Here is a 24,023-nt window from a genome sequence, read left to right as displayed (position 1 = left end):
TGGGCGGGGCGCGGAGCCGCGGGGGCGGGAGGCGCCACACGCGATGCCGGTGCGACCGGCTGCGTCTCGCGCACGGGTGCGGCCGGTGCCGCCCCGATGACGCGCCGCTTCACAGTCTCGACCACGACCTGCTTGGAGCGGCCATGGGAGAAGCTCTGACGCACCGTTCCCTGCTCGATCGGGCGCTTCAAGGACAGCGGCTTCGAGGGGGGTCGTGCCTGCGTCTTGTCGCCCGGATTGTTCGTATCGCTCATTCAGTCCAAACCCTGAGGGTTTCCATCGTCCCGTGAACCGGCAAACTGCTGTGCGCCGGGTAAATCCGTCTCGTCGTCGTCCTGCAGAGTCGAAGCGATTCGCCCTGTGCGGGCAGAACCGGCCTCCCCGGCCGTCGTAGCCTTGCCCTCGAAAGAGCGTAGCCGACGCCAGCGCGCAAGGCAGCCGGTACTCCCGACTCCTGCGACGAGCGCCGCATGTATCACATGATCCCGACCCAAGGCCATGTCCAATTCTTCATTGGACAAATCATCGATGATCGGGACACGGGATATGGCATCGCCATGCCTCCGGTGCAATGCCGCGGCGATCTTCCGCCTGCCATCCGCGCTGCCGTCGGAGGCCTGGATCACGGCGGCGACGCCGGTCTTCTCACCGATCGCCGATTCCACCTTGGCGAAGCCCGCCACCAGGCATCCCGCCTTGTTGGCGAGCGACAGGGACTGGCGGAGATCGTCGCGCAAGGTCGCTGCGACGCGGTCGGCGAGGTCGGTCGGTGCCGCTGCGTCCTTGGTCTTGAAGGCCCGCTGGAACAGCCGCTTCTTCAAGGCCGTCTCGATCGTGACCCGATCGGCGGTGAGCCAGGCACCGCGTCCCGGCAGTTTCGCCTTCAGGTCCGTCACCACCTCGCCGTCCGGCGACAGGACGAAGCGAATCATCCCGTCGGGATTCTGCGGAATTCGGCTGACGAGGCATGTGCGCATCGCATTGCGGCGACCGCGCCCGAGGCCGGGATCGAGCAGCGTGCTCGGCTCCGGCTCGGGGTCGTCACCCGTTGCGTTTGCGTATTCGCCCGTCATGCGGCGGTCGGATCCCTGTTGATCGTCGAATGGACCGCGACAATTCGCGATCCGATCACTTTGCCTCGCATGGGCAACCTCCTCCCGAGGGGCCGGGACGGAGCGAAGGCCTCGAAAGAGCCCTTCAGTCGGCCCTGAGGTCCCCCGGAGCCTTCCCTGGGAGACTCACCGAGGCGAGCCCGCCTCGGGATGGGACCGGAGCGTAGAGAGAGACCGGGCTGCTCAGACCGCTTCGGTCTCGCCGTCGGCCGGCTCCGCCGGGTCGGCCTCGGCCGGTGCCTCGATCCAGCCGGCCTTGACGCGCGCCGCCATGATCATGGCCTCTGCCTCGGCGCGGGAGATCTCGAACCCGTCGAGGTAGCCGGCATGCTTCGTCGCCTCGGGGCCGCGACCCTCGGTATAGCCGACGAGATCGTCGGTGGCGCAGCCGGCGAGGTCCTCGATCGACTTCACGTCGTTCTCGCCGAAGGCCACCAGCATCGGCGTGGTCACGCCGTCGATCTCGCGCAGGTCGTCGCCGACGCCGAGCTCCTGGCGCTTGGCATCGAATTCCGATTCGACGCGGGCGAGGTGGTCCTGGGCGCGTGCCTGGATCTCGGTGCCGCTCTCCTCGTCGAGGCCCTGGATGTTGGCGAGTTCGCCGGGCTCGACATAGGCGATCTCCTCGACGTTGCGGAAACCTTCCGCCGCGAGGAGCTGGCCCACGGTCTCGTCGACGTCGAGGGCTTCCATGAAGACCGCGGTGCGCTCGGCGAATTCCTTCTGGCGCCGCTCGGATTCCTCGGCCTCGGTGAGGATGTCGATGTCCCAGCCGGTGAGCTGCGAGGCGAGGCGCACGTTCTGTCCGCGGCGGCCGATGGCCAGCGAGAGCTGATCGTCGGGGACGACGACCTCGATGCGGTCGGCCTCCTCGTCGAGCACCACCTTCACCACCTCGGCGGGCTGGAGCGCGTTGACGATGAAGGTCGCCTGGTCTTCCGACCACGGGATGATGTCGACCTTCTCGCCCTGCAGCTCGCCGACCACCGCCTGGACGCGGGAGCCGCGCATGCCGACGCAGGCGCCGACGGGATCGATCGAGCCGTCACGCGAGATCACGGCGATCTTGGCGCGCGAGCCCGGATCGCGGGCCACGGCCTTCACCTCGACGATGCCGTCGTAGATCTCCGGCACTTCCTGGCCGAAGAGCTTGGCCATGAATTGCGGATGCGAGCGCGAGAGGAAGATCTGCGGGCCGCGCACTTCCCGGCGCACGTCGAACAGGTAGGAGCGGATGCGGTCGCCGGGGCGGAAGGTCTCGCGCGGGATCATCTCGTCGCGGCGCACGATGCCCTCGCCACGGCCGAGATCGACGATGACGTTGCCGTATTCCACGCGCTTGACGAGGCCGTTGACGATCTCGCCGATGCGGTCCTTGTACTCGTCGAACTGACGGTCGCGCTCGGCGTCGCGCACCTTCTGGACGATGACCTGCTTGGCCGACTGGGCGGCGACGCGGCCGAAATCGAAGGGCGGCAGGGTGTCGGAGATCACGTCGCCGACGAGCGCGCCCGGATTGTAGCGGCGCGCCTGATCGAGGGTGACCTCGCGGGCGTCGTTCTCGACCTCGTCCACCACCACGAGGTGGCGGGACAGGCGGAGCGCGCCGGTCTTGGGGTCGATCTCGGCATGGACGTCCGTCTCGGCGCCGTAGCGGGAGCGGGCGGCCTTGGCGATGGCCTCTTCCATGGCGTCGATGACGATGGAACGGTCGATCACCTTCTCACGGGCGACCGCATCGGCGATCTGGAGGAGTTCGAGCCTGTTGGCGCTGACGACGGCCATCGGATTTCGTCCTTCTTGTTCGTCTGGCGAGGGTGCTGGCTCCGGTCGCGATCGCGTGCGGCCGGAACGCGAAATTCAGTGGAGGCTGCCGGATTCCTTGACCCGGACCGCCTTGGTCCGGACGGGCTTGGCCTTGTTCGCCTTGCTCTCGGCGGTTTCCGGCTTCTCGACCTTCGGCTTGGCGCCCTTGATCTGGGAGGCCTTGAGCTTCCCCGACCGGGGCTTCGGGCCCTGGATTTTCGGCGGCTTGGCAGAAGTCGCCTTCTTGGCGGAGGCCGTTTTCTCGGCGGGTGCGTTCTCGACCGTCACGGCCTCCGCCTCGTCGTCCGAATCCTCGTCGCCCTCGAACTCGTCACCATCGTCGTCCTGGGGCGGACCACCGCGGCGCAGGGATTCGCGCACGAGCTCGTCGGTGAGGACGAGATAGGCGTCGCCGAGGTCGCGCAGGGGCAGGTCGATCCGGCTCGGCAGGCCTTCCTTCACGTCGGGCAGGTCGATCGGCACCGTGAGCCCGTCCGGGTTCGGTGCGCCGATGGTGCCGCGGAACTTCTTGCGGCCGTCGAGGGGGATCGCCAGCTCGATCTTGGCCTCGTAGCCGGCCCAGCGCTCGAAATCGATGGCCCGCACCAGCGGCCGGTCGATGCCGGGCGACGAGATTTCGAGGTAATAGGCCTTGCCCACCGGGTCGTCGAGATCGAGCAGGGGCGAGATCGCCCGGCTCACCGTCTCGCAATCGTCCACCGTCATGGTGCCGTCCGGCCGTTCGGCCATGATCTGCACCGTGCAGCCATTGGCATTCGACACCCGCACGCGGACCACGCGGTAGCCGAGCCCTTCGATCGAAGCCTCGATGACCTGGACCACGCGTGCGGCGACGCCGGTCTCGGTGATCAGACGTTTCTCGGGTTTATCCACCATGCTGCGCTTGACGTTCCGGCCGTGCGGGAGGCGTCCTGGCGCAGAGGCGTCGCGGCAATAAAAAAGAGCGGACCCGGTGGGGCCCACTCCCGAACCGCAGCCTCATGACTGCAACCAGAACTGATGAGGTATCGTTAGCTTCGTCGCGCGGATATTTCAAGCGGTTTTGCAGCCCGAAGCTCGGCGACCCGGAAGTATTCAGCGCGACGCGAGTCGCGGGAAGGCGGGCCGAGACAAGGGCTCGGCCAGATCCGCCGCGAGGCCGATCGCCAGGACCGTCAGACATCCCGCCAGGGTCGCGAGGAACACGGTCTCGCCGAGTGCCAGGAGCCTGCGCGAACGGGTCTGCGCGAGGTTCGAGGCCTGCATTGCGTCGATCATGGCAGCGATCCTTGGGCCGAGAACGGGCCCACGGTTCGCATCCGATTGTTGCGCCATGATGTGGGGTTTGTTTCTCCCCGGAAACCGTGGCCGCTTCACGGGCTGACACTGAGTAACGGTTCAGAACTTGAAGCGGCGCCTGATCCTGTTCACCAGCAGGGCCGCGAGGTATTTCGGCGACCGCTTGCGGCGGGCGACCGCGCGCCGCCGCTCGGCCAGTTGCGCGGCCTGGAGCTCCGGGCTCATCTTCGCCACGGCGGCGTGACCGTCGCGGCCGATCGACCGGTCGAGCAACCGCGCCCTGCGGTAGGACGCGTCGAGCCGTGCCTTCGACAGGCCCGGCACGCAGTAATAATGCTCGAAGACCTTCATGTTGAAGTCGAGCACATGGCTGTAGACATGCCGACGATCGGCGGTCCACTGGTTGTCGAATCCGTACATCACCATGTCGTAGCTCGGGAAGTAGAACAGATTGCTGCCCTTGCCCTCCGTCTCCTCGTAGAACTCGTCCACGGCACCGCGCAGGATTGCCTTCGAGACGGCATTGGCCGAGATGCAGCCGACGTCCCGGAAGGTCGCGGCGAGCGGGATCGGCGAGATCGTCAGGACGACCTTGGCGTCCGGCCGAAACGCCCGGACGAGCGCCCAGATCTCGGCGAGGTTGCGCTTGGTCTCGTCCGAGCGCGAGAGCCGGAACTTGTGGCGTGACGCGTCGAACACCTCGCGCGGCGGCGCGCGCCAGAAGACCTCTCCCGTCACCTCGTCGTACCAGACCTCGCTGAGGCCGAGGGTGATGATGAACAGGTCCGCCCGGTCGAACAGGGCCTTCGTCGCGAGGCGCGCCTCCTCGTCGTAGCCGAAGCGCTCCGCCTTGTAGCCGTGCCAGAGGGCGACCTTGGGCTGTTCGTTCTTCCAGGCCCAGCGGAACTGCTGGAGGATGGCATGGGTATGGACCATGCCGTCGCCCATCTTCGTGACGTAGGCAGTGCCATCGCCCGAGGAATCGCCGTGCGAGATGACGGAATAGCCGCGCTTGGCGAGGTAGTTGCTGACATTCGAGGCGAAGCAGGAGCCGAAGGCGACGATCGGCGTCTCCTTGGTGACGAACGCCGCCTTCGGCATCCAGCCCCTCGCGAGATAGTCCCCGACGACGTCGGGCGTCTGCAGCGATTCGTCGGTCGGGTACCATTGCGGCGCCGGACCGCGAAAGAACGACCCGCAGGTGGTGATGACCGCCCCGTCCCGCACACCCTCGATGGTCGTCGTCATCCGTCGGTCGTCCTGGATCGGGGCTGGCAGTGTGGCTGCTGCACATCTCTGTCCGGATTCGCGAACGGCACCGGCATCGGGTCTTCGCTCACTATAGGCACATCGAAGTTACGATAAGTTTCGACCATATTCATTGGTGTAGCATCGCTTCGCGGTGTCACCAGAATTACTCGGCTAGGCTTGTCGGACCAGGGCATCGGGGAGGATCGGCACGCCTCGGTGTCATCCTGCAATCGCGCGGAAGGGGCTTTCGGCGTAATCGACATCCGCTACGGGGCGCGCCCTGCATCCTCCTCCAGAGGAAACAGTTCCGATCTCCAATAAGGTTCGAGAGGACTTCCGACGATGTTCTCCGCTTCCCAGCGATGCAGCAGCCCGGCGAGGGCGGCCCGATCATCGGCCATGAGCGGATCGCCGACGAGGCAGTATCGATCGTACATGATCTGCCAGGACGGATCCTCCGTCATCGTGCCTTTGCGGTAATAGCGGCCTATGCCGGCCCAGATCTCCCGAGCTTCATCGAGTTCGCCGAGCACGATGCAGGTGATGAGGTGCCATTGCGGACCGAGATGTCCAATCGTGGCGGGGCGGGTGCGGGCGAATTCGAGACACTTTCGCGTCGTGTCCAGCGGACGAAGGATCGCCAGGGCATCCGCTTCGATGCGGGTGACGAAATCGTCGTAAATCGTCGGATCGGACCAGAACCAGCCCTGGCCTCCCTCGAAACCCTTGGAACGTGCGATACGTTGGTTGCAGCGCCCGAGTGAGGACCATGAATCGACTTCGGGCCTGAAGGACTCGACCAAGTGCCAACCTGCGACGCAATAGGCGGGATTGCTCGTCCGATCGACGTGGATCAGTCGTCCGATGGGCCCGATAGGCAGAATCCAGAATGAATTCCTGCCGGCGGCGGCGAGATCGGGATTTCTTTCGAGAAGAGGCTGCGCAAGACCTTTTACCTGCTTCATGGTCGTCATTTTATCGGTCTCACTTGGATTATTACCATGCCTCTTGCCTGAGGATAGTGCATTTTTGCAATTCTAGCTAGTAATAGAGCCCTGGCGGGCTCCAGCCCTTCATTGCCGGTCTTATAATCGTAGACGCAGACCGTCTGGTTCGGCGAAAGTTCATAGAGATCGAGACGTACCGAATCTTTTTTTCCGTATTTGACGGCTTCTCCTGCACTGCTTATCGAAAGTTCTACGCGCACATCGGGATAGTTTTTAAATGTAAACGTTTTTGCGACGTCGACATGGATCATGGTGCCGAGTTGTTGCCTCGTCAGAAGAGGGTTCAGTGCCGTCAGCCGCTTCGTCGCCTCGTCTGTCACTGCCTGAACCTCGGCATTGCGCGGACAGGCTTGGTCGAGTCTCGCCTGATCGATCTGACCAACCCAGATGAGGGGAAGTTTTTTCTCTGGATCTGGATCTGGATCGAAATCGTAGCGCAGCGCCGTCCTGCCCGGCGCCTTGCCGAATCCTGGCTTGCGAGCCTCGAGATAGGTGAAGAGAAGTGCCGCCGCCTCCAGCGTTGCCGCTACGGCCGGTGCCACGACGAACGGAGCCGCCGGCAGGAAGACCTGCTGTACGGTGGCTTCGGCTTGTGGTTCGGGCGACGCGAACGTACCGCTGGAGAGGACCTCTCCCGAAGCCCCGTCGCGGATCGTCTGAGTTTCGCCCGAGTTCTCGAAAATCCGGCTCTCGCCGTCCGGTGTGACGACGGCGTGCTGGTCGTCCCATTCGCCGCGTCCCGAGTGGATGCGCAGGGATAGGATGCGCGCGCCGTCTTCCGTCGTGGTCTCTTCCGGCGTCGATGAACCTTGAGCGGTCCCTCCTTGAAGCGATGCCCAACGTGCCTGCCCGCGCGGCAGGCGATCGATCAGACCATCTCCACCGCCGCCTCCAGGACCCACCCACCGCCCGCCGTCGCTCTGGCCGGCCGGCGCACGGGGCTGGGCCGGGTCGTATTTCCGGGCCAAGCTCTGCCGGAGGCGGATCAGTTTCGTCTCCGTCGCCAGGAGGGCGAGCTGACGGCGGAGGATTTCGGCTTCATGTCCGCGTTCGGAAGCGTCCCGCATCGCGATCACCAATGTTCATGTTTCGTTCTTATTCCGACTATCACACGATAGGACAATTTTCAATGCCGATGCATATCGTCCTGTATCGCCATCGAGATGGCTCATGAAAAAACGCCGCCCCGTGAACGGGACGGCGTCGATGGTGATGGCCGGTCGAGAGAGGCTTCGGTCCGAGGACCGAAGACGGGGCTCAGGCCGCCGCGGGCCGCTCCTTCAGGAGCTTGCGGTTGATCAGCATCTCGGCGATCTGGACCGTGTTCAGCGCCGCGCCCTTGCGCAGGTTGTCGGCGACGCACCAGAACGAGAGGCCGTTATCGACCGTCGAATCGGCGCGGATGCGCGAGACGTAGGTCGCGTCCTCGCCGGCCGCCTCGTGCGGGGTCATGTAGCCGCCGGGCTCGCGCTTATCGACCACGAGGATGCCCGGCGCCGAGCGCAGGAGGGCCGTGGCCTCCTCGGGCGAGATCGGGTGCTCGAACTCGACATTCACCGCCTCGGCATGGCCGATGAACACCGGCACGCGAACGCAGGTCGCCGTCAGCTTGATCTTGGGATCGAGCATCTTCTTGGTTTCGGCGACCATCTTCCACTCTTCCTTGGTGGAGCCGTCGTCGAGGAACACGTCGATCTGCGGGATGACGTTGAAGGCGATGCGCTTGGGGAACTTCTCCATGGTCATCTGACCGGCGGTGAAGACCGAGCGGGTCTGCTGGAACAGCTCGTCCATGGCCTCCTTGCCGGCGCCCGAGACCGACTGATAGGTCGCCACCACCACGCGGGTGATCTTGGCGACGTCGTGCAGGGGCTTCAGCGCGACCACGAGCTGCGCCGTGGAGCAGTTCGGGTTGGCGATGATGTTCATCTTCGAGAAGCCGGTGATCGCCTCCGGATTCACTTCCGGCACGATCAGCGGCACGTCCGGATGGTAGCGGAAGGCCGAGGAATTATCGATGACGACGCAGCCGGTCTGGCCGATGCGCGGCGACCATTCCTTCGAGGTCTCGCCGCCGGCGGACATCAGGCAGATGTCGGTGTCGGAGAAGTCGTAGGTGTCGAGCGCCTTCACCTTCAGGATCTTGTCGCCGAAGGAGACTTCCTGTCCGGCGCTGCGGCGCGAGGCGATCGCCACGACCTCGTCGGCGGGGAAGGCCCGCTCCGACAGAATGTCCAGCATCTCGCGTCCGACATTGCCCGTCGCACCGACGACGGCGACCTTGTAACCCATCTCTCCAACTCCGCTTCGTGGGATCACTCGGAGAGGAAGCCCCGCGTATCCGTTGCAGCGTGCTTCGTCGAGCGTCCAGTTTTAGGATCCGTCCAGCTCAAGCTCCGCTCCCGATTGCAAAGAGGCGGCTGTCAGGGGGCAGCAGGTCTCACAACTGCAACCCGCATCACACTCCAGCTATCCAAGAGGATGACGATCGCAAGGATGAACTCAAGGGCGGGAGCAAGACCCCTAGCTCTGGCCGCTGTCAAGTCTCAGGTGCTCTGCTTTGACCGAATGGAGCGACGACCTACGACCCGCGGCGTGACTTTAGGGGGTGGCTTCGAATTTTTATAAGATTGATGTGCCGCCGCACTTAGCGGAGCCTGACAAACGACCATGCCGACGTTGGCAAAATTTTCGCAACAATTTTTAGAGAATCGATTGACTTTAATAATATCAAAAATATTCTATCATAGATTGCATTTATGAGGCAGATCATGGATATTTTTGATTCCGCAGATGTTTCGAACCGACTGAGAATTAGGTTTATAATAATTGCATTATTTATCTACATTATTTTATTTATATATACAATCGGAATTGCAATAATACCTACAATATTTATTTGGATTCTGGCATATTTCATAAGTGAAAAGGAGCTGAATTCTGTAGCTCAAAACTCAACAGATTTTAAGAAAGCTTATCCATTTCGTTATTTTGGGGTTTCTTATGGTAATTTTACTCATGTTTTTCAGTGCAATATAAGTCTAGAGAATGCTATTATGAAGCGCGTTGAGGATGATTTATCTTCGAAGACGCCAATTTCAAGATTTCACAAAATAATAATTACCGATGTAGATAGAGATTTGCGTCAAAATGAAAGTAGAACCTTCAAAATAGCGAGCGCAGGAGGGACCCAGCGAGGAACCAAAGTGACGCTATTGCTCCGATATGCTGAATTCGGGCATATGCAATCTATTCAATGGTGGGCTCTTGCCGGCGGCTTCGTCGATCGTAATAAGCGGTTCAACTTCATTGCATACGCTCCTTTTACGATATGGTTTTGGCTTCTCCAGTTTATCCGCAAAGATTATGATATCGTATCAAAACTAAGGACTATTTATTCATCAACTTACAACGACTTTGATATTGAAACACAAATCAGAAGTATGCATGAAGTCGTGTTCGATTCATTGATTAATGAACTAGACATGAATAGCATCGATACGAGCATGCTGCGTGCGCAGAAGTTGCAGCTTATGAATATTACTATTAGTGGTGGTCACGTTAACATGGGCAACGTAGTTCAGGGTGCAATGACCAATATAACTAACTCTGTTGGCGGAGGAAAGAAATGAACAAAGGAATTCAAATCAATGTGACGGGCGGTAAAAATGTCGGATTTGATACGATCGTTCAAGGAAGCTATACTCATATCGGATCCAAAGATAATCCTGAAAGAAATATAAATGATGAAGCCTTTATTCAGGTATTGAAAGATCTAAATAATCGTATTGTGCAAAGTCCTCAAGAAAAGCAAGAAATTGACTTGCTCAAGTCAGATCTATCTGAACTACAAGCATCTTTCAAAGAAAACAAGCCGTTTAAGTGGGGTTCGCTGGCCGAATCTGCTAAGGTGTTTCACGAAAAATACGGCTGGGCAGGTGAGATAATAAAGAAAATATTCTTGAACGTGAACTTTACATAAAAATAGGATGGTTTGTTTATTTTAGTTGGTTCTCAGCTTTGATGAAGTATCTGGTGGACTCGCTGGATCGCACCGCTTGGACCAAATGTTCGACGACCGGAGCTTCGACAGCCGGCGGAGCAAGGCGCCCCGTCATTGCGGCTGTCGAGGGTTGCGCCGCACGCGAGCCCTTCGCTGCAGCACAAACCGGCCGTGAGGGACAGGCCGGCCGGCAAGGATTGATTCACCGCGTATCCCGAAACCTGCGCCCGCGGCCCGGCGGGAAACCCGATCTGCGCATCCTCGGCACCATGGTCACCCGGAGCGGACCCGTGGGTTCGGGTTTCGGTGTCAGGGTTTCATGCATCGCATCGACGTTCAGGACGAGATCGACGATCGGCCACAGCCGCGGGCGCGCCGCCTTCGCAGGACAGGGGCGATGCGGCTGATCGTGCCGTGCCTCGCGGCGATGCTGTGTCTCGGGGCTGCCGGACGCTTCGCCGGTGGCGAGCCGACGGCGCGCGATCCGATATCCGGAATCGCCGTCGCTACCATGGCCGATGCGAATGCCCGGCCGTTCGTGCCCTCCGCCGCCATCACCGTCCGCGCGGCTCTCCCCGTGGCGGCCTCGGCGCCGCGCTACCGCCTCGACGATCCGGACGCCCTCGACCCCACGAGGATCGAGCCCGCGCGCATCGACCCGGCCACCGGCCGGCGCGAGGATGCACTCTCGCAGGGCCGCTTCGATGCCAGCGAGGCGCCCTATCTGCGGATCACCCTGGCCGATGGCCCGGCTCCTCCCGCGAGCCTCTTCGTCACCATCGCCCGCCGCGCCGCCGACGGACAGGGTCTCGCGGTGGTGAGGACCGGCGAGCGCGGCACGATCGCCACGAAGTTCGGTCCGGTGGAGACCCTGGAGGCCACGCTGAGCGGCCCGGTTACGCGGATCTGCACGGGTTTCTCCAATGCCGCGCAGGCCGGGCTCGCGCCGCTGACGCCGCGTTTCGACGGCTGGCTCTGCGCGCCCCTGAGCCAGCCGCCCGAGCCGCGCGCCATCGCCTGCGCGCTGGACAAGATCGTCCTCAACGGCCAAGCTTCCCCGGACCTCGAAGCTGCGTATCGCGCGTTCGAGGACAGGCGGGTGAAAGGCTGTGCCTCGGCCGTCGCCGATGCACCCAGGCGTGAACCGGCCGCCGAGACCGGTTCGATCTCGAAACGCCCACTCCGACATAATCAGGCGAAAGTGCGGCAGAACACCCAAGCGAAGCAATAAGCTTGGAACAAGCGCGCCGCTGGCACGTCATCTCACCATGAATGGCCGAGTTTCTTAAGGAAACCAAGCCTACCCTCTTACAGGTTCAACGAAGGTCCGTCATGCGCACCGCCACCATTGCCCTGATGGGCGCACTCACCCTCGTCGCCGTCGGCGCCAACACCGCCGCCGAGGCACAGGGCCGTTACGCCCCCGGCATCCGCGTCAGCCAGCCGCTGCCGATCCGCATCCGTCCGCGCAGCTGGCTCGATGCCGGCAACGTCGTCGAGGCGAATAACGGCTCGATCAGCAACCCGGCCACCAACCCGCACTTCATCACCGCGAGCTACCTGAACTCGCCGCCCTACGGCCGCAACGATCGCTTCGGCGGCGGCATCCTGCCCGATCCGATCACCAACGGCCCGTTCGTCGGCGCCCGGTCGAGTGCGATCCATAACGTCGACTTCTCGGCCGTGGACGCCATCGACCCGACCTCCTACGTGTCGCGCTACGGCAACCCCTACTGATCTCCGCTTTCCGGCGGAAAACGAGAAAGGCGCCGACCCGGCCGGGTCGGCGCCTTTTTCATTGCCGTGTTTCGGAGGCTCAGCGGACCCGCGACCGCAGAGCCGCCACCACGGCCTCGCCCATCCCCGCCGTGCCGAGCGGGTTCACGCCCTCTCCGGCGATGTCCTTGGTGCGGGCGCCGGCCGCGAGCGCATCGGTGATGGCGCCGTCGAGGAGATCGGCCGCCTCGCCGAGGCCGAACGAGTAGCGGAGCGCCATGGCCAGCGAGCCGATCATGGCGAGCGGATTGGCGAGGTCCTGGCCGGCGATGTCCGGGGCCGATCCGTGGACGGGCTCGTAAAGCGCCTTGCGGCTGCCCTTGTCGTCCACCGCGCCGAGGGAGGCCGAGGGCAGCATGCCGAGCGACCCGGTGAGCATCGCCGCCACGTCGGAGAGCACGTCGCCGAACAGGTTGTCGGTGACGAGCACGTCGTATTGCTTGGGCCGCCGCACCAGCTGCATGGCGCAATTGTCCGCGAGCACGTGTTCCAGCGCGAGATCGCTGTAATGCTCGGCATGGACCTGGGTGACGACCTCCTTCCACAGCACGCCGGACTTCATCACGTTGTGCTTCTCGGCCGAGGCGACGCGGCCCGAGCGCTTGCGCGCGAGATCGAAGGCGACATGGGCGATCCGCTCGATCTCGCCGGTGGTGTAGACCTGGGTGTCGACGGCGCGCTTGGTGCCGTCGGGCAGGGTGGTGATCTCCTTCGGCTCGCCGAAATAGACGCCGCCGGTGAGCTCGCGCACGATCATGATGTCGAGGCCCTCGACGAGCTCGCGCTTGAGGGCGGAGGCGTCGGCCAGCGCCGGGTAGCAGATCGCCGGGCGGAGATTGGCGAACAGACCGAGATCCTTGCGCAGGCGCAGGAGCCCCGCCTCGGGCCGGATGTCGTAGGCGACACCGGACCATTTCGGGCCGCCCACCGCCCCGAGCAGGACCGCGTCGGCCGCGTCCGCCCGGGCCAGGGCCGCATCGGTAAGAGGCACGCCGTGGGCGTCGATGGACGACCCGCCGACGAGGTCGGTCTCGGTCTCGAACGTGGCGAGGCCGGTCTCGGCCAGCGCGCCGATCACGGTCTTCACCTGGGCCATCACCTCCGGGCCGATGCCGTCGCCGGGGAGGAGGAGGAGCTTGTAGGCGGTCATGGAAGCACTCGCGGCCAGGGGTGATGCGTCGGGCGGCTGTAGCGAGGGGCTCGGGCGCTTGGCAAGCGTTCCCGCGCGAAGCCGGCCATCCCGTCGGTCAGTGACCCGACCCGGCCAGCACCGCGCCCGGCTTCTGATGCGTGCCGACCCGGTCGACCAGGGTCGCGGTCGCCTCGTTCATGCCCGCGATCTCCACGGGGATGCCGTGGTGCCGGAACTTCAGCACCACCCGGTCGAGGGCGTTGATGCTGGTGATGTCCCAGAAATGCGAGGCGGCGAGATCGATGGTCACGCCCGTGAGGTCGTCCTCGCGGAAATCGAAAGCCGAGTGGAAGGCTTCCGCCGTGGCGAAGAAGATCTGCCCGCCCACCCGGTAGGTGCGGATGCCGCTGGCCTCGTCCCGCACCGAGGACACGCGGAAGAACCGCGTCACCTTGTGGGCGAAGAACAGGCCCGAGAGGATCACCCCGAACAGCACGCCCTTGGCGAGGTCGTGGGTGGTGACGACGACCGCCACCGTGCCCAGCATCACCGCGCTGGAGCTCTTCGGGTGCGTGAGCAGGGTGCGGAGGGAGGTCCACTGGAAGGTGTTGATCGAGACCATGATCATCACCGCCACCAGGGCCGCCATGGGGATGCGGGCTACGTAGGGGCCGAGCACCACGATGAGGAACAGCAGGAAGGCGCCGGCCCAGAGGGTCGAGAGCCGGCCGCGCCCGCCGGACGAGACGTTGATCACCGACTGGCCGATCATGGCGCAGCCCGCCATGCCGCCGAACAGACCGGAGGTGACGTTGGCGAGGCCCTGGCCGGCGCATTCGCGGTTCTTGTCGGACGTGGTGTCGGTCATCTCGTCGAGGATGGCCGCCGTCATCATGCTCTCGAGCAGGCCGACCATCGCCAAAGTGAGGGCGTAGGGCAGGATGATCCGCAGGGTCTCCAGGGTGAGCGGCACCTGGGGCAGGGCGAAGACCGGCAACTCGCTCGGCAGGGCGCCCATGTCGCCCACGGTGCGGATGTCGAAGCCGAACCACATGGCGACGCCGGTGAGGACCAGGATGGTGACGAGGGGGGAGGGGACGGCCCTCGTCAGGTAGGGCAGGCCGTAGATCATCGCGAGGCCGATGGCGGTCATCGCGTAGACGACCGGCCCGCGCCCGATCAGCTCCGGCATCTGCGCCAGGAAGATCAGGATCGCCAAGGCGTTGACGAAGCCGGTGACCACCGAGCGCGAGACGAAGCGCATCAGGTTGCCGAGCCGCATCAGGCTGGCGACGATCTGCAGGAGACCGGTGAGGATCGTCGCGGCGAACAGGTAGCCGATCCCGTGCTCCTTCACGAGGGTGACCATGACGAGGGCCATGGCGCCGGTGGCGGCCGAGATCATCGCCGGCCGCCCGCCGGCGAAGGCCGAGATGACCGCGATGCAGAAGGAGGCGTAGAGCCCGACCTTGGGATCGACGCCGGCGATGATCGAGAAGGCGATGGCCTCGGGGATCAGCGCCAGGGCGACCACCGTTCCGGCCAGGAGTTCACGCGTGACGTCGGGAGCCCACTCGCTCCGGAGGTGCTGACGGTTCATGGATGAGACTTTCGACGACCCCGCGCGCGACGCGTCGGCAGGGACAGGCATCTGGAGGCCGGGCGCGCGGGCGCTCGCCGGGCACGGACGGAACACGATTCGGTCGACGGACGCCTACGGCGGTGTCAGGCCGAGAAAATCGATGAACCGCTTGAGATGCATGGACGCCTGATAGCACGGACCCGCCGCGATGCAACATGGCGACGGAATGGGTGGGCGCAGGATTCGCGGCCGCGTTGCCGCCGGTCCGCACGATGCCCTGGGGCGTCATGCGGTCATGACGTGTGGATGTTTCGTCGCCGGCGTAACTCCTCACACGGAAGAGATTTTGCTGACCGAACAGTCTCGTGTTCCAAATCTGCCGGACGGTCCCCATGCTCCGGGTCCGGCTTCGATCCGGCTGGGCCGTTCACCCCACCGATCGGGATCTCCGGAACCGGACTTCCGCCTGTCGACAAGCGCGGGTGCATCCGCCGGCGTCGAGCGATACGCCTTTGAAACCCGCGCCCCATCATGAAGGTGAGGACTTTCGATCCTTTTCGGCGCTGCCGTCATGCACCCAGGTCGACCCCGAGGCCAGGACTCGATGGTGTCGTCTCCGGATTGCTTGCGTTTTGGGGGGGAGCCGTCGAGAACGCGGACGTAGCTGGGCTCGGCGCCGTTCGTGAGCAGCGGCCAGGAGATGACAGTGGCACACTTCAAGACACCCAAGCCGGTCCCGACCGGCGTCGATGGGTTGGACGAGATCCTGCGCGGCGGACTGCCGCCCTCAAACCTCTACATGTTGCAGGGTGCCCCTGGCGCGGGGAAGACGACTGCCGCTCTCCAGTTCCTCCTGGCCGGCGTCGCGGCGGGCGAGCGCTGCATCTACGTCAGTCTTTCGCAGACCGCCGCGGAGCTCAGATCGATCGCCGTGTCGCATGGCTGGGATCTCGACGGCATTCGAGTGGAAGAACTGTCCGTCTCGGACGCGGTCAACGGTGCCGCGGACCAGACGATCTTCCAGACCGCGGAGCTGCGCCTGGACGAAACGCGACAGGCGATCGAACAGGCGATCGAAGAGCACAAACCCAGCCGTCTCGTCTACGACTCGCTGCTGGAGATCAGGCTGCTCACGGGGGACACACCACGGTTCCGGCGCGAGTTGATCGGCTTCAAGGCCTTCCTGGCCAAGCGCAACGTGGTCGCCCTGCTCCTCGACACGCGGAACGGTGAAGGCGTCAACGGGGAGGAGGTCGAGGGTATCGCTCACGGCGTGATCCGGTTCGACAAGTCCCTCGAAGAGTACGGCGCCGTTCGTCGGCGGATCGAAGTCAGCAAGATGCGCGGCGTCCCGATCGCGGACGGGTACCATGACATGGCCATTCGCGAGGGGCATGGGGTCGTCGTATTCCCCCGCATCGTACCGGGAGCCGCTACCGAAGCCTCTGCACCGGAACTCATAAAATCCGGCGTCGACACGCTCGACGAGATGTTCGGCGGAGGCCAGGAATCGGGAACGACGACCCTGGTGATCGGACAGTCCGGTACCGGCAAATCCACGATGGCCTCGTTGTACTCGACGGCCGCGTTGAAGCGGGGCGAGAGCGTGGCGTTGTTCCTGTTCGAGGAGCGATTGGAAACCTTCTTCCGCCGCTCCGAAGGCCTCGGCATGAACCTGCGCGAGTTCTACGAGGCCGGTCAGCTGATCATCCGCGATTTCAACCCGCACGAGATATCGCCGGGCGAATTCGCGCAGATCGTCCAGAACATCGTCACCGAGGACAACAGCCGGGTCGTGGTGATCGACAGCTTCACCGGCTACCTGAACTCCCTTCCTCATCGCGAGAAGGCCGTCCGAGACATCCAGGCGCTGCTCAAGTATCTCGCCCGGGCCGGCGTTCTGACGATGCTGATCGTCGCCCAGCATGGCCTCCTGGGCCAGAACGTCGGCATCGATGTCGACGTGAGCTTCCTCGGCGACACGGTCCTGCTGCTTCGCATCACCGAGCATGACGGGCGGCTCCGGCGCAACATCACCGTCGTGAAGAAGCGGCATGGGCCGCACGACCTCGATGTCCATGAGCTCTTCATCAAGAGCTCCGGAGTCACGGTCGTGCCCTACAATCCGTTGCCGGAAGCGTGACCGCTCCGGATCCGGACGATCTCTCTGCGCTGGATCACGTGCTGGTCCTCGCACCCTATCGCAAGGACGCCACCTTCCTCGGCCGTCTGCTGGAAGAGCACGATATCCGCGTAGAGATCTCCACCGGCATCGACGACCTCGCCGATCGGCTCGCGACGTTGCCAGGAGTCCTGGTCGCCACCCATGAAGCGCTCACGCCACACGTTCTGGAAGCCGTCGCCAGTCATGTCCGGTCGCAGCCGGCCTGGTCGGAAATCCCCATCGTGGTGCTGCTCGATCGGGCCTCCCCCAACATCCGCGTCCGCGCCGAATTGAGCCGGATATGGCCGCGGGCGCGCCACCTCTTCTACCAGCGGCCGGTGACCCCCGTGGAATTGGTCAGCGGAGTACAATCCGCCTTGCTGGCCCGCCTTCGGCAACGCGACGTCCGCGATCACATCGCGCGCGAAGTCGAGTTGCGGCGCGAACTGAATCACCGCGTCAAGAACATCCTCGCCAGCGTCACATCGATCTTTGCGATGACCCATCGCGGGGCAACCTCGCTGGAGGAGTTCGCCGAAGATTTCAGAGGGCGGCTCGGCGCTCTGGCCAACGTGCATTCCGCCGTTTTCCATGCCGTCGGCGAAAACGTGACGGTCCAGGAAGTCGCCGATCTCACCTTCGGTCCCTATCGGCTGACGGGCGAGGATCGGATCTCGTCGTCCGGGCCCGCGGTGATGCTGCACCGCGAGGCCGGAACGACGCTCGCGCTCTGTCTCCACGAATTGACGACCAACGCGATCAAGTACGGCGCGCTGTCGAAGCCGGAAGGGCGCGTGCGTTTCGAATGGCGGGTTTCGGACGAAGAACCGCGCGAGTTCTCGATCAGCTGGTGTGAGCGCGACGGGCCGGCCGTCGAGGATCCGGCGCATGCCGGCTATGGGACGCGCTATTTGCGGGCCGCTTTGACGGGGATGTTCGGGCAGAAGCCCGTCATTGCCTTCCATCCCGAAGGCCTCCGATGCGAGGCGCGCGGCCCCTTATCGCGAGTGAATGGAAACCCATAGAGCCAACTCGCGTTGGCAGCTAGACAATCCAGGTCCATCATTCGGCGAAACAAATGCGCATTTTGTGCCTCGAAGACAATCCGCTAATCGTATTTCACATTGAGCAACTGATCGAGGATTTAGGCCACGTCTTTGCCGGGGCCTTCGAGAGTTTCGCCGATCTAAAAGAGAATTTTACTGGCATGGATTTCGATGCCGCCCTGATCGATATCGATCTTGCCGATGGGCGTACTGGTCCGATTGCGGCCGTATGGCTCTCGGAGCAGGGTGTTCCAATAATTTTCGTCACCGGACAAGAAAAAATTGCAGAAGAATATTGTGGTGTTTCGCTCGGAATCATTAGCAAGCCGATCACCCAGCCTGATTTCGCGAGAAAGATCGCACTGTTCTCGTCCGTTTCGCGTTAGAGACGTGCCGGTTTTTGAATCCGGAACGGCCTTTCCCGACAGGCATCGGGGTCACGTCTTCGGTGGTTCTCCGGACCCTCGAGGTTGTCCATCGTCGATGTGACCGCGCGGCGGAGGTCGTCCGCCGGGCTCGCCGAGACCCGGCATTGGGACGTTCGATCGGCGCAAGCCGTGGACGAAGGTGAGGTTCGACGGTCCGGCCGCTCGCGGGCAGACCGTCGCGAACCCGCCCGACCCGGTCCTTCGGGGCGGGTATCCGACGTCAGGTGTCTACCGCCAGTCCCGCGGATGGGATGGGATCAGACCTTGCGCGCCACCGTGAACCGCGCCGCCTCGCGCAGCGTCCGGGCCTTGTCGCCCCAGGCGGAGACGGCGTCCTCGCAGACGCCCACGAGGTGGTCGCATTCGGCGCGGGCGCCTTCGATGCCGAGACGGTCGACGAGGGTCGCCTTGCCGGCCTCCTTGTCCTTGCCGGTGGCCTTGCCCATGGCTTCCGGCGAGGCCTCGCGGTCGAGGATGTCGTCGGCGATCTGGAAGGCCTGTCCCAGGGCGAGGCCGTAGCGCCACAGGGCGGCGCGCTGGTCCGGGGTCGCGCCGCCCACGAGGGCACCCGCATCCACCGAGAAGGCCAGGATCGCGCCGGTCTTCATGGCCTGGAGCTGGAGCGTGTCCTCGACGTCGAGGGAGACGGTGCCGAAGCGGCCCTCCGCGCCGAGGTCGAGGAGCTGGCCGCCGACCATGCCGCCGAGGCCCGAGGCCTTGGCGAGGCCCAGCACGAGGTCGGCCCGGATCGACGGGTCCGGCTGCCAGGCGGCATCGGCCAGGATCTCGAAGGCCAGGGTCTGCAGCGCGTCGCCCACGAGGATGGCGGTAGCCTCGTCATAGGCCTTGTGGACGGTGGGCTTGCCGCGGCGCATGTCGTCGTCGTCCATGGCCGGCATGTCGTCATGGACCAGGGAATAGCAGTGAACGAGCTCGATCGCCGACCCGGCGGCGAGGGCCCCGGCCTCGGGTCCGCCGAGCATCCGCGCCGTCTCCACCGCCAGGAACGGGCGCAGGCGCTTGCCGCCGCCGAGCACCGCATGGCGCATCGCCTCCATCAGGCGGGAGGGGCGGGTGATCTCGCCCGTCTGGGTCTCGGGGCCGAGGCGCTCGGCCAGGAAGGCCTCGACGGCGTCGGCCACGCTCGAAAGCTTGTGGGAAAACGCCTCAGATGCGTCCGCCTTGACCGAAGCGTGGGATGCTTGCGTTGAGGTCATCGTAAGAAGGGCCTTGGTCGAGGGGTGGGCGCGTCGTGGTGCGGGTGGGGCGAAGTCAGGATCGGGGCGACGAAGCGGAAGACGGAAGTGGACCGCAATCCGGCACCGAACGGCCTCTCAATCCGGGTCGAAGGGGCCGGCAATCCGGCACCGAACGGCCCCTCAATCCGGTTCGAAGGGGCCGGCAATCCGGTATGGCGAGGCGGGTCGTCAACCTCGTCATGCTGCTCCCCGTCATGGTGCTGGCCCCGATCCTCGTTCTCGGGCTCGTCTATAGTGCGCTGACCCCGCCCTCAACCCTGATGCTGGCGCGATGGTTGACGCTGAAACCCGTCGACCGGCAGTCCGTCCCCCTCGAGGCGATCTCGCCGCTCCTGATCCAGGCGGTCATCGCCTCGGAAGACCAGAGGTTCTGCCTGCACAACGGCGTCGATTGGGGAGCGCTTCGCGAGGTCGTCGACGACGACGAAGGGCCCAGCCGCGGGGCGTCGACGATCTCGATGCAGACGGTGAAGAACGTGTTTCTCTGGCCGGGACGCTCGTTTCTTCGCAAAGGACTGGAGATTCCGCTGGCCGTCTTCGCCGATACCCTGTGGGGCAAGCGGCGGATGATGGAGATCTATCTCAACGTCGCTGAATGGGGGGAGGGGGTCTACGGCGCCGAGGCGGCTTCGCAGCGCTGGTTCGGCAAGAGCGCGCGGGCGCTGAACCGCAGCGAGGCGAGTCTGCTCGCCGCTGTCCTGCCGAATCCGATCCAGCGCAATCCCGCTCTGCCGTCCCGCGGCGTCCGGGCCGTCTCCGCCCGGATACAGGCCCGCATGAACGGGGTCGGCGGCCTCATGGGCTGCCTGCGCTGACGTTCCGGCGTGGAGACCCGCTCCGACTCGTGCCATAGAGCCGTTCACATTCCGACCGGATATCGGAACCGGACAGGGCCAGAACGGACACGACATGGGCGGCACGACGACCTTCGACCTCACCCTCGAGCGCATCGCCCTGATCCGCCGGATGGTTGTGGCCTGGAACGCGGCGGGACGCGGCGCGCCCATCGTCCACCCCGATGCGCCCTACGGCAGCACCGACCGGGACGGCGACATCTTCAACGTCACCGGCGATGATGACGGGGCCGACGAGGAGCACCGGGCGCTCGGCGACGCGCTCGCGGTGTTCATTCACAACGCGGTGCTGAAGCCGGGGCGCTACGCCTATCACAACACCCTGGCCAAGCTCTCCTCGGACGATGTCGGCGACGTCTTTCGCGACGAGGCGACGGGGGAGACGCCCGAGCACGTCACGTTCGACGTGACGGCGGAGCACGTGGCGCTGGTGCCGAAGCTCAGCATCGTCTGGGACCAAGCCCGAGACGTGCCGGCCTTCGATACGGACGCGCCCTACGGAGCGGGGACCGATATCCCGGCCGTGCATCACGAGATGCAGCCGGCCCTGCAGATATTCCTGCGCTACGCCGATCTGGGGCCGGGGCCGTTCGCCAAGAGAGGCGACCGTTGGGCCGCCGTCTGAGCGCCATTCGATTCCCTCCCCCGCGACGGGGGAGGTGTGGTCCTCTGAAGCCTATGCGCCGAGCTTCTTCTTGCGCTGGGCGAGCGTTCGCAGGCGCAGGGCGTTGAGCTTGATGAAGCCCGCCGCGTCGCGGTGGTCGTAGGCCACGGCGCCCTCCTCGAAGGTGACGAGGTCCTGGTCGTAGAGCGAGTTCGGGCTGCTGCGGCCGATGACGTGGATGCCGCCCTTGTAGAGCTTCAGCCGCACCTCGCCGGTGACCATCTCCTGGCTCTTGTCGATGAGCGCCTGGAGCATCTCCCGTTCCGGCGAGAACCAGAAGCCGTTATAGATCAGCTCCGCATATTGCGGCATGATCTGGTCCTTAAGATGGGCCGCGCCGCGATCCAGCGTGATCGACTCGATGGCGCGGTGGGCGGGAAGCAGGATGGTGCCTCCCGGCGTCTCATACATGCCGCGGCTCTTCATGCCGACGAAGCGATTTTCTACCAGATCGAGACGGCCGATCCCATTGTCGTGTCCGAGCCGATTGAGCCTCGCCAGCAACGAGGCCGGTGATAGTGCTTCGCCGTCTATGGAGATCGCATCGCCCTTCTCGAAGCCGATGGTGATGATCGTCGGGGTGTCAGGCGCTTCTTCCGGCGAAAGAGTGCGCGAGTAGACGTAATCCGGCACCTCATCGGCGGGATCCTCCAGGACTTTGCCTTCCGAGGAAGCGTGCAGGAGGTTTGCATCGACGGAGAACGGGCTTTCGCCGCGCTTGTCCTTCGAGATCGGGATCTGGTGCTGTTCTGCGAAGGCGATGAGCTGCTCGCGGCTCTTGAGATCCCATTCCCGCCAAGGCGCTATCACGGTCACGTCGGGCTTCAGGGCATAATAGCCGAGCTCGAACCGGACCTGATCGTTGCCTTTCCCGGTGGCGCCGTGACAGACGGCGTCGGCGCCGAGGCGCTCGGCAATCTCAATCTGCTTCTTCGCGATGAGCGGGCGGGCGATCGAGGTGCCGAGCAGATAGACGCCCTCGTAGACCGCATTGGCACGAAACATCGGGAAGACGTAGTCCCGGACGAATTCCTCTCGCAGGTCTTCGATGAAGATATTCTCTGGCTTGATGCCGAGAAGTTCTGCCTTCTTGCGCGCGGGCTCCAACTCCTCACCTTGGCCGAGATCGGCCGTGAAGGTGATGACCTCGCAGCCATAAGTGGTCTGCAACCATTTCAGGATGATCGAGGTGTCCAGGCCACCCGAATAGGCGAGCACGACCTTGTTGACGGGCTTCGGATTCGCGTCTGGCATCGGTCTCGCTTCGGTTCTCATGGAGTGGTGGCGACTTATCAGCGGAGAGCCGCGTCGTGCAACCGCCGTGCCGCAGGAGACGTTGCCACCATGTTCGGCGGCGCTGTCCACGACGGCGTGAGCGCTTCACGTTGTCGCTTGGGCCGGAACGTCAGAAGCTGCGTATTCTAACCCCACACCGGAGATTCGACGAATGCCGCGACGGCCGACCCTCGAATTCTGGTACGAGTTCGCTTCCACCTACTCGTACCTGACGGCCATGCGGATCGACGGGATGGCTGAGGCCGCCGGTGTCGAAGTGCGATGGCGACCGTTCCTGATCGGGCCAATCTTTGCCAGCCAGGGTTGGAATTCCTCCCCATTCAATCTTTTTCCCGCAAAGGGACGCAATATGTGGCGGGACGTGGAGCGAGAAGCGGCGAGGCAAGGCCTGCCCGCGTTGAAGCGACCTGATCCGTTTCCGCAGAACAGCCTCAGCGCGACTCGTGCAGCCACGTACGGGATGGATTACGACTGGCTCGTTCCATTCTCCAAAGCGGTCTACGAGACCGAGTTTTCGAAGGGAGAGTCCATCGCCGAACCTCAGGCCGTGGTTCAGATCCTCAACGCGCTCGGCCTCGACGGAACGGTGATCCTCAAGGCTGCGGCATCCGAGGGCAATAAGGGCCGCCTCCGCGTGAATGGCGAGGAAGCGCGGTCCCGCGGTATCTTCGGCGCTCCGACGTTTCTGACCGGAGACGGCGAATTGTTCTGGGGGAACGATCGACTGGAACAGGCTCTGGCCTGGGCGATCGGCGACCGACCAGGAGCTATGAGATAGGCACCCCGATAGAGCAAGATGCTTGGTGGATTCCCGCCGCCCAGGCTCCTCCGCGCTGAAGACCATGGTCGGTATGACGAGAAGACGGCCGCACCCTGTGAGGGTTGCCGCCGTCTTCTTCAATGGAAATGACCGGCTTCCGGAACTCCGCAATCCTCAGGCTGCGGCCTGCGACGCGATTCTGACCTTCTGGGTTGCGGTGTCGACCTCCTCGGTGGATCGGGCGATCTCATCGAGGCTTCCGGTGATGAGGGAAACGCCGTTGGAGGCGGTCTGCATGCTGGAGGACATCTCGCGGGTGACCGCGCTCTGCTCCTCCACGGCGGCCGAGATGGCGCTGGCGACCTCGTTGAGGGTCATGATCGTGCTCTGGATCGAGGAGATCGCGCCCACCGCCTGCTGGGTCGCCTGCTGGGTCGAGAGGATCTGGGTGCTGATCTGCTCGGTGGCCTTCGAGGTCTGGGCGGCGAGCGCCTTGACCTCGGTGGCGACCACGGCGAAGCCCCGCCCCGCCTCGCCGGCCCGCGCCGCCTCGATGGTGGCGTTCAGCGCCAGCAGGTTGGTCT

General features: G+C 64.0%; 25 protein-coding genes. 11 read left to right on the top strand and 14 right to left on the bottom strand.

Annotation, left to right across the window (positions count from 1 at the left end; translation table 11 throughout):
• The 9 genes from ACFQ4G_RS20715 to ACFQ4G_RS20675 form a co-directional block, all read right to left on the bottom strand.
• The coding region (locus tag ACFQ4G_RS20715; RefSeq protein ID WP_379040990.1) for a translation initiation factor IF-2 associated domain-containing protein at window positions 1-254 on the bottom strand (254 nt) is incomplete at its 3' end.
• Complete coding sequence (locus ACFQ4G_RS20710) at window positions 255-1,073, bottom strand: RNA-binding protein (protein WP_238202646.1); 819 nt, start codon at window positions 1,071-1,073, stop codon at window positions 255-257. It lies immediately after the preceding gene.
• A 222-nt stretch (window positions 1,074-1,295) separates the two neighbouring features.
• Window positions 1,296-2,897: a transcription termination factor NusA gene (gene nusA, locus ACFQ4G_RS20705; RefSeq protein WP_238202644.1), complete on the bottom strand. Its 1,602-nt coding sequence runs from the start codon at window positions 2,895-2,897 to the stop codon at window positions 1,296-1,298.
• 75 nt (window positions 2,898-2,972) lie between these two features.
• Window positions 2,973-3,815, bottom strand: a complete 843-nt coding sequence (gene rimP / locus ACFQ4G_RS20700; RefSeq protein ID WP_238202642.1) for a ribosome maturation factor RimP — start codon at window positions 3,813-3,815, stop codon at window positions 2,973-2,975.
• Between the two features lie 198 nt (window positions 3,816-4,013).
• Window positions 4,014-4,196 carry a hypothetical protein gene (locus tag ACFQ4G_RS20695; protein WP_238202640.1) on the bottom strand — a complete coding sequence of 61 codons (183 nt, stop codon included), beginning with the start codon at window positions 4,194-4,196 and terminating at the stop codon, window positions 4,014-4,016.
• Between the two features lie 120 nt (window positions 4,197-4,316).
• The gene (locus tag ACFQ4G_RS20690) at window positions 4,317-5,465 is read right to left on the bottom strand and encodes a GSCFA domain-containing protein (RefSeq protein WP_238202638.1); all 1,149 of its coding nucleotides are present in this window, start codon (window positions 5,463-5,465) and stop codon (window positions 4,317-4,319) included.
• 269 nt (window positions 5,466-5,734) lie between these two features.
• Window positions 5,735-6,433 carry a hypothetical protein gene (locus ACFQ4G_RS20685; RefSeq protein ID WP_379040987.1) on the bottom strand — a complete coding sequence of 233 codons (699 nt, stop codon included), beginning with the start codon at window positions 6,431-6,433 and terminating at the stop codon, window positions 5,735-5,737.
• Window positions 6,434-6,438: 5 nt separating this feature from the next.
• Window positions 6,439-7,554 carry a hypothetical protein gene (locus ACFQ4G_RS20680; protein ID WP_238202634.1) on the bottom strand — a complete coding sequence of 372 codons (1,116 nt, stop codon included), beginning with the start codon at window positions 7,552-7,554 and terminating at the stop codon, window positions 6,439-6,441.
• 178 nt (window positions 7,555-7,732) lie between these two features.
• The gene (locus ACFQ4G_RS20675) at window positions 7,733-8,767 is read right to left on the bottom strand and encodes an aspartate-semialdehyde dehydrogenase (RefSeq protein WP_238202632.1); all 1,035 of its coding nucleotides are present in this window, start codon (window positions 8,765-8,767) and stop codon (window positions 7,733-7,735) included.
• Window positions 8,768-9,246: 479 nt separating this feature from the next.
• Here ACFQ4G_RS20675 and ACFQ4G_RS20670 point away from each other — a divergent pair, with 479 nt between their 5' ends.
• The 4 genes from ACFQ4G_RS20670 (at window position 9,247) to ACFQ4G_RS20655 (ending at window position 12,215) form a co-directional block, all read left to right on the top strand.
• Entirely contained in the window at window positions 9,247-10,107 is an 861-nt protein-coding gene (locus ACFQ4G_RS20670) for a hypothetical protein (protein WP_238202624.1), read from the top strand.
• Window positions 10,104-10,457 (top strand): hypothetical protein, encoded by a 354-nt coding sequence (locus ACFQ4G_RS20665; protein ID WP_238202622.1) that lies wholly within the window; start codon window positions 10,104-10,106, stop codon window positions 10,455-10,457. The genes ACFQ4G_RS20670 and ACFQ4G_RS20665 overlap by 4 nt, the downstream gene beginning before the upstream one ends.
• A 418-nt stretch (window positions 10,458-10,875) precedes the next feature.
• Complete coding sequence (locus ACFQ4G_RS20660; protein ID WP_238202620.1) at window positions 10,876-11,709, top strand: hypothetical protein; 834 nt, start codon at window positions 10,876-10,878, stop codon at window positions 11,707-11,709.
• 101 nt (window positions 11,710-11,810) lie between these two features.
• A complete protein-coding gene (locus ACFQ4G_RS20655) occupies window positions 11,811-12,215 on the top strand; it encodes a hypothetical protein (RefSeq protein WP_238202618.1) in 405 nt (134 codons plus the stop codon).
• Window positions 12,216-12,294: 79 nt separating this feature from the next.
• On the opposite strand, the gene leuB is transcribed toward ACFQ4G_RS20655, so the two are convergent.
• A complete protein-coding gene (gene leuB, locus ACFQ4G_RS20650; RefSeq protein WP_238202616.1) occupies window positions 12,295-13,404 on the bottom strand; it encodes a 3-isopropylmalate dehydrogenase in 1,110 nt (369 codons plus the stop codon).
• Between the two features lie 97 nt (window positions 13,405-13,501).
• Window positions 13,502-14,986 (bottom strand): SulP family inorganic anion transporter, encoded by a 1,485-nt coding sequence (locus ACFQ4G_RS20645; protein ID WP_238202613.1) that lies wholly within the window; start codon window positions 14,984-14,986, stop codon window positions 13,502-13,504.
• Between ACFQ4G_RS20645 and ACFQ4G_RS20640 the strand changes: the two genes are divergently transcribed.
• The 4 genes from ACFQ4G_RS20640 to ACFQ4G_RS20625 all read left to right on the top strand — a co-directional run bounded on the left by ACFQ4G_RS20640 (window position 14,985) and on the right by ACFQ4G_RS20625 (window position 18,564).
• Window positions 14,985-15,158: a hypothetical protein gene (locus ACFQ4G_RS20640; protein WP_379040983.1), complete on the top strand. Its 174-nt coding sequence runs from the start codon at window positions 14,985-14,987 to the stop codon at window positions 15,156-15,158. The two genes, ACFQ4G_RS20645 and ACFQ4G_RS20640, sit on opposite strands and share 2 nt — an antisense overlap.
• A 516-nt stretch (window positions 15,159-15,674) precedes the next feature.
• On the top strand, window positions 15,675-17,111 hold the full coding sequence (locus ACFQ4G_RS20635; protein ID WP_238202611.1) for an ATPase domain-containing protein: 1,437 nt from the start codon (window positions 15,675-15,677) through the stop codon (window positions 17,109-17,111).
• Entirely contained in the window at window positions 17,108-18,157 is a 1,050-nt protein-coding gene (locus tag ACFQ4G_RS20630) for a sensor histidine kinase (protein ID WP_238202609.1), read from the top strand. The genes ACFQ4G_RS20635 and ACFQ4G_RS20630 overlap by 4 nt, the downstream gene beginning before the upstream one ends.
• Window positions 18,158-18,210: 53 nt before the next feature.
• Window positions 18,211-18,564, top strand: a complete 354-nt coding sequence (locus ACFQ4G_RS20625) for a response regulator (RefSeq protein WP_238202607.1) — start codon at window positions 18,211-18,213, stop codon at window positions 18,562-18,564.
• A 299-nt stretch (window positions 18,565-18,863) separates the two neighbouring features.
• On the opposite strand, the gene ACFQ4G_RS20620 is transcribed toward ACFQ4G_RS20625, so the two are convergent.
• Window positions 18,864-19,823, bottom strand: coding sequence for a polyprenyl synthetase family protein (locus ACFQ4G_RS20620; RefSeq protein ID WP_238202604.1), 960 nt, complete (start codon window positions 19,821-19,823; stop codon window positions 18,864-18,866).
• Window positions 19,824-20,017: 194 nt separating this feature from the next.
• On the opposite strand from ACFQ4G_RS20620, the gene mtgA reads away from it, so the two are divergent.
• Together mtgA and ACFQ4G_RS20610 are read left to right on the top strand one after the other, a co-directional pair.
• Complete coding sequence (mtgA, locus tag ACFQ4G_RS20615) at window positions 20,018-20,680, top strand: monofunctional biosynthetic peptidoglycan transglycosylase (RefSeq protein WP_238202602.1); 663 nt, start codon at window positions 20,018-20,020, stop codon at window positions 20,678-20,680.
• Window positions 20,681-20,774: 94 nt separating this feature from the next.
• Window positions 20,775-21,344 (top strand): hypothetical protein, encoded by a 570-nt coding sequence (locus tag ACFQ4G_RS20610; RefSeq protein WP_238202600.1) that lies wholly within the window; start codon window positions 20,775-20,777, stop codon window positions 21,342-21,344.
• Window positions 21,345-21,395: 51 nt separating this feature from the next.
• Here the strand turns inward: ACFQ4G_RS20610 and ACFQ4G_RS20605 are convergent, their stop codons facing one another.
• A complete protein-coding gene (locus tag ACFQ4G_RS20605; protein ID WP_238202598.1) occupies window positions 21,396-22,637 on the bottom strand; it encodes an argininosuccinate synthase in 1,242 nt (413 codons plus the stop codon).
• A 193-nt stretch (window positions 22,638-22,830) separates the two neighbouring features.
• Between ACFQ4G_RS20605 and ACFQ4G_RS20600 the strand changes: the two genes are divergently transcribed.
• Window positions 22,831-23,457: a 2-hydroxychromene-2-carboxylate isomerase gene (locus ACFQ4G_RS20600; RefSeq protein WP_238202595.1), complete on the top strand. Its 627-nt coding sequence runs from the start codon at window positions 22,831-22,833 to the stop codon at window positions 23,455-23,457.
• Window positions 23,458-23,613: 156 nt separating this feature from the next.
• Here ACFQ4G_RS20600 and ACFQ4G_RS20595 read toward each other — a convergent pair.
• On the bottom strand, window positions 23,614-24,023 hold a 410-nt coding region (locus ACFQ4G_RS20595; RefSeq protein WP_379040978.1), incomplete at its 5' end, for a methyl-accepting chemotaxis protein.

It is taken from the genome of Methylobacterium marchantiae (genome assembly GCF_042679825.1).
GTDB classification, from domain to species: domain Bacteria; phylum Pseudomonadota; class Alphaproteobacteria; order Rhizobiales; family Beijerinckiaceae; genus Methylobacterium; species Methylobacterium marchantiae.
Note: the sequence above shows the minus strand (reverse complement) of the source record. Positions and strands in the feature narration are given on the sequence as shown.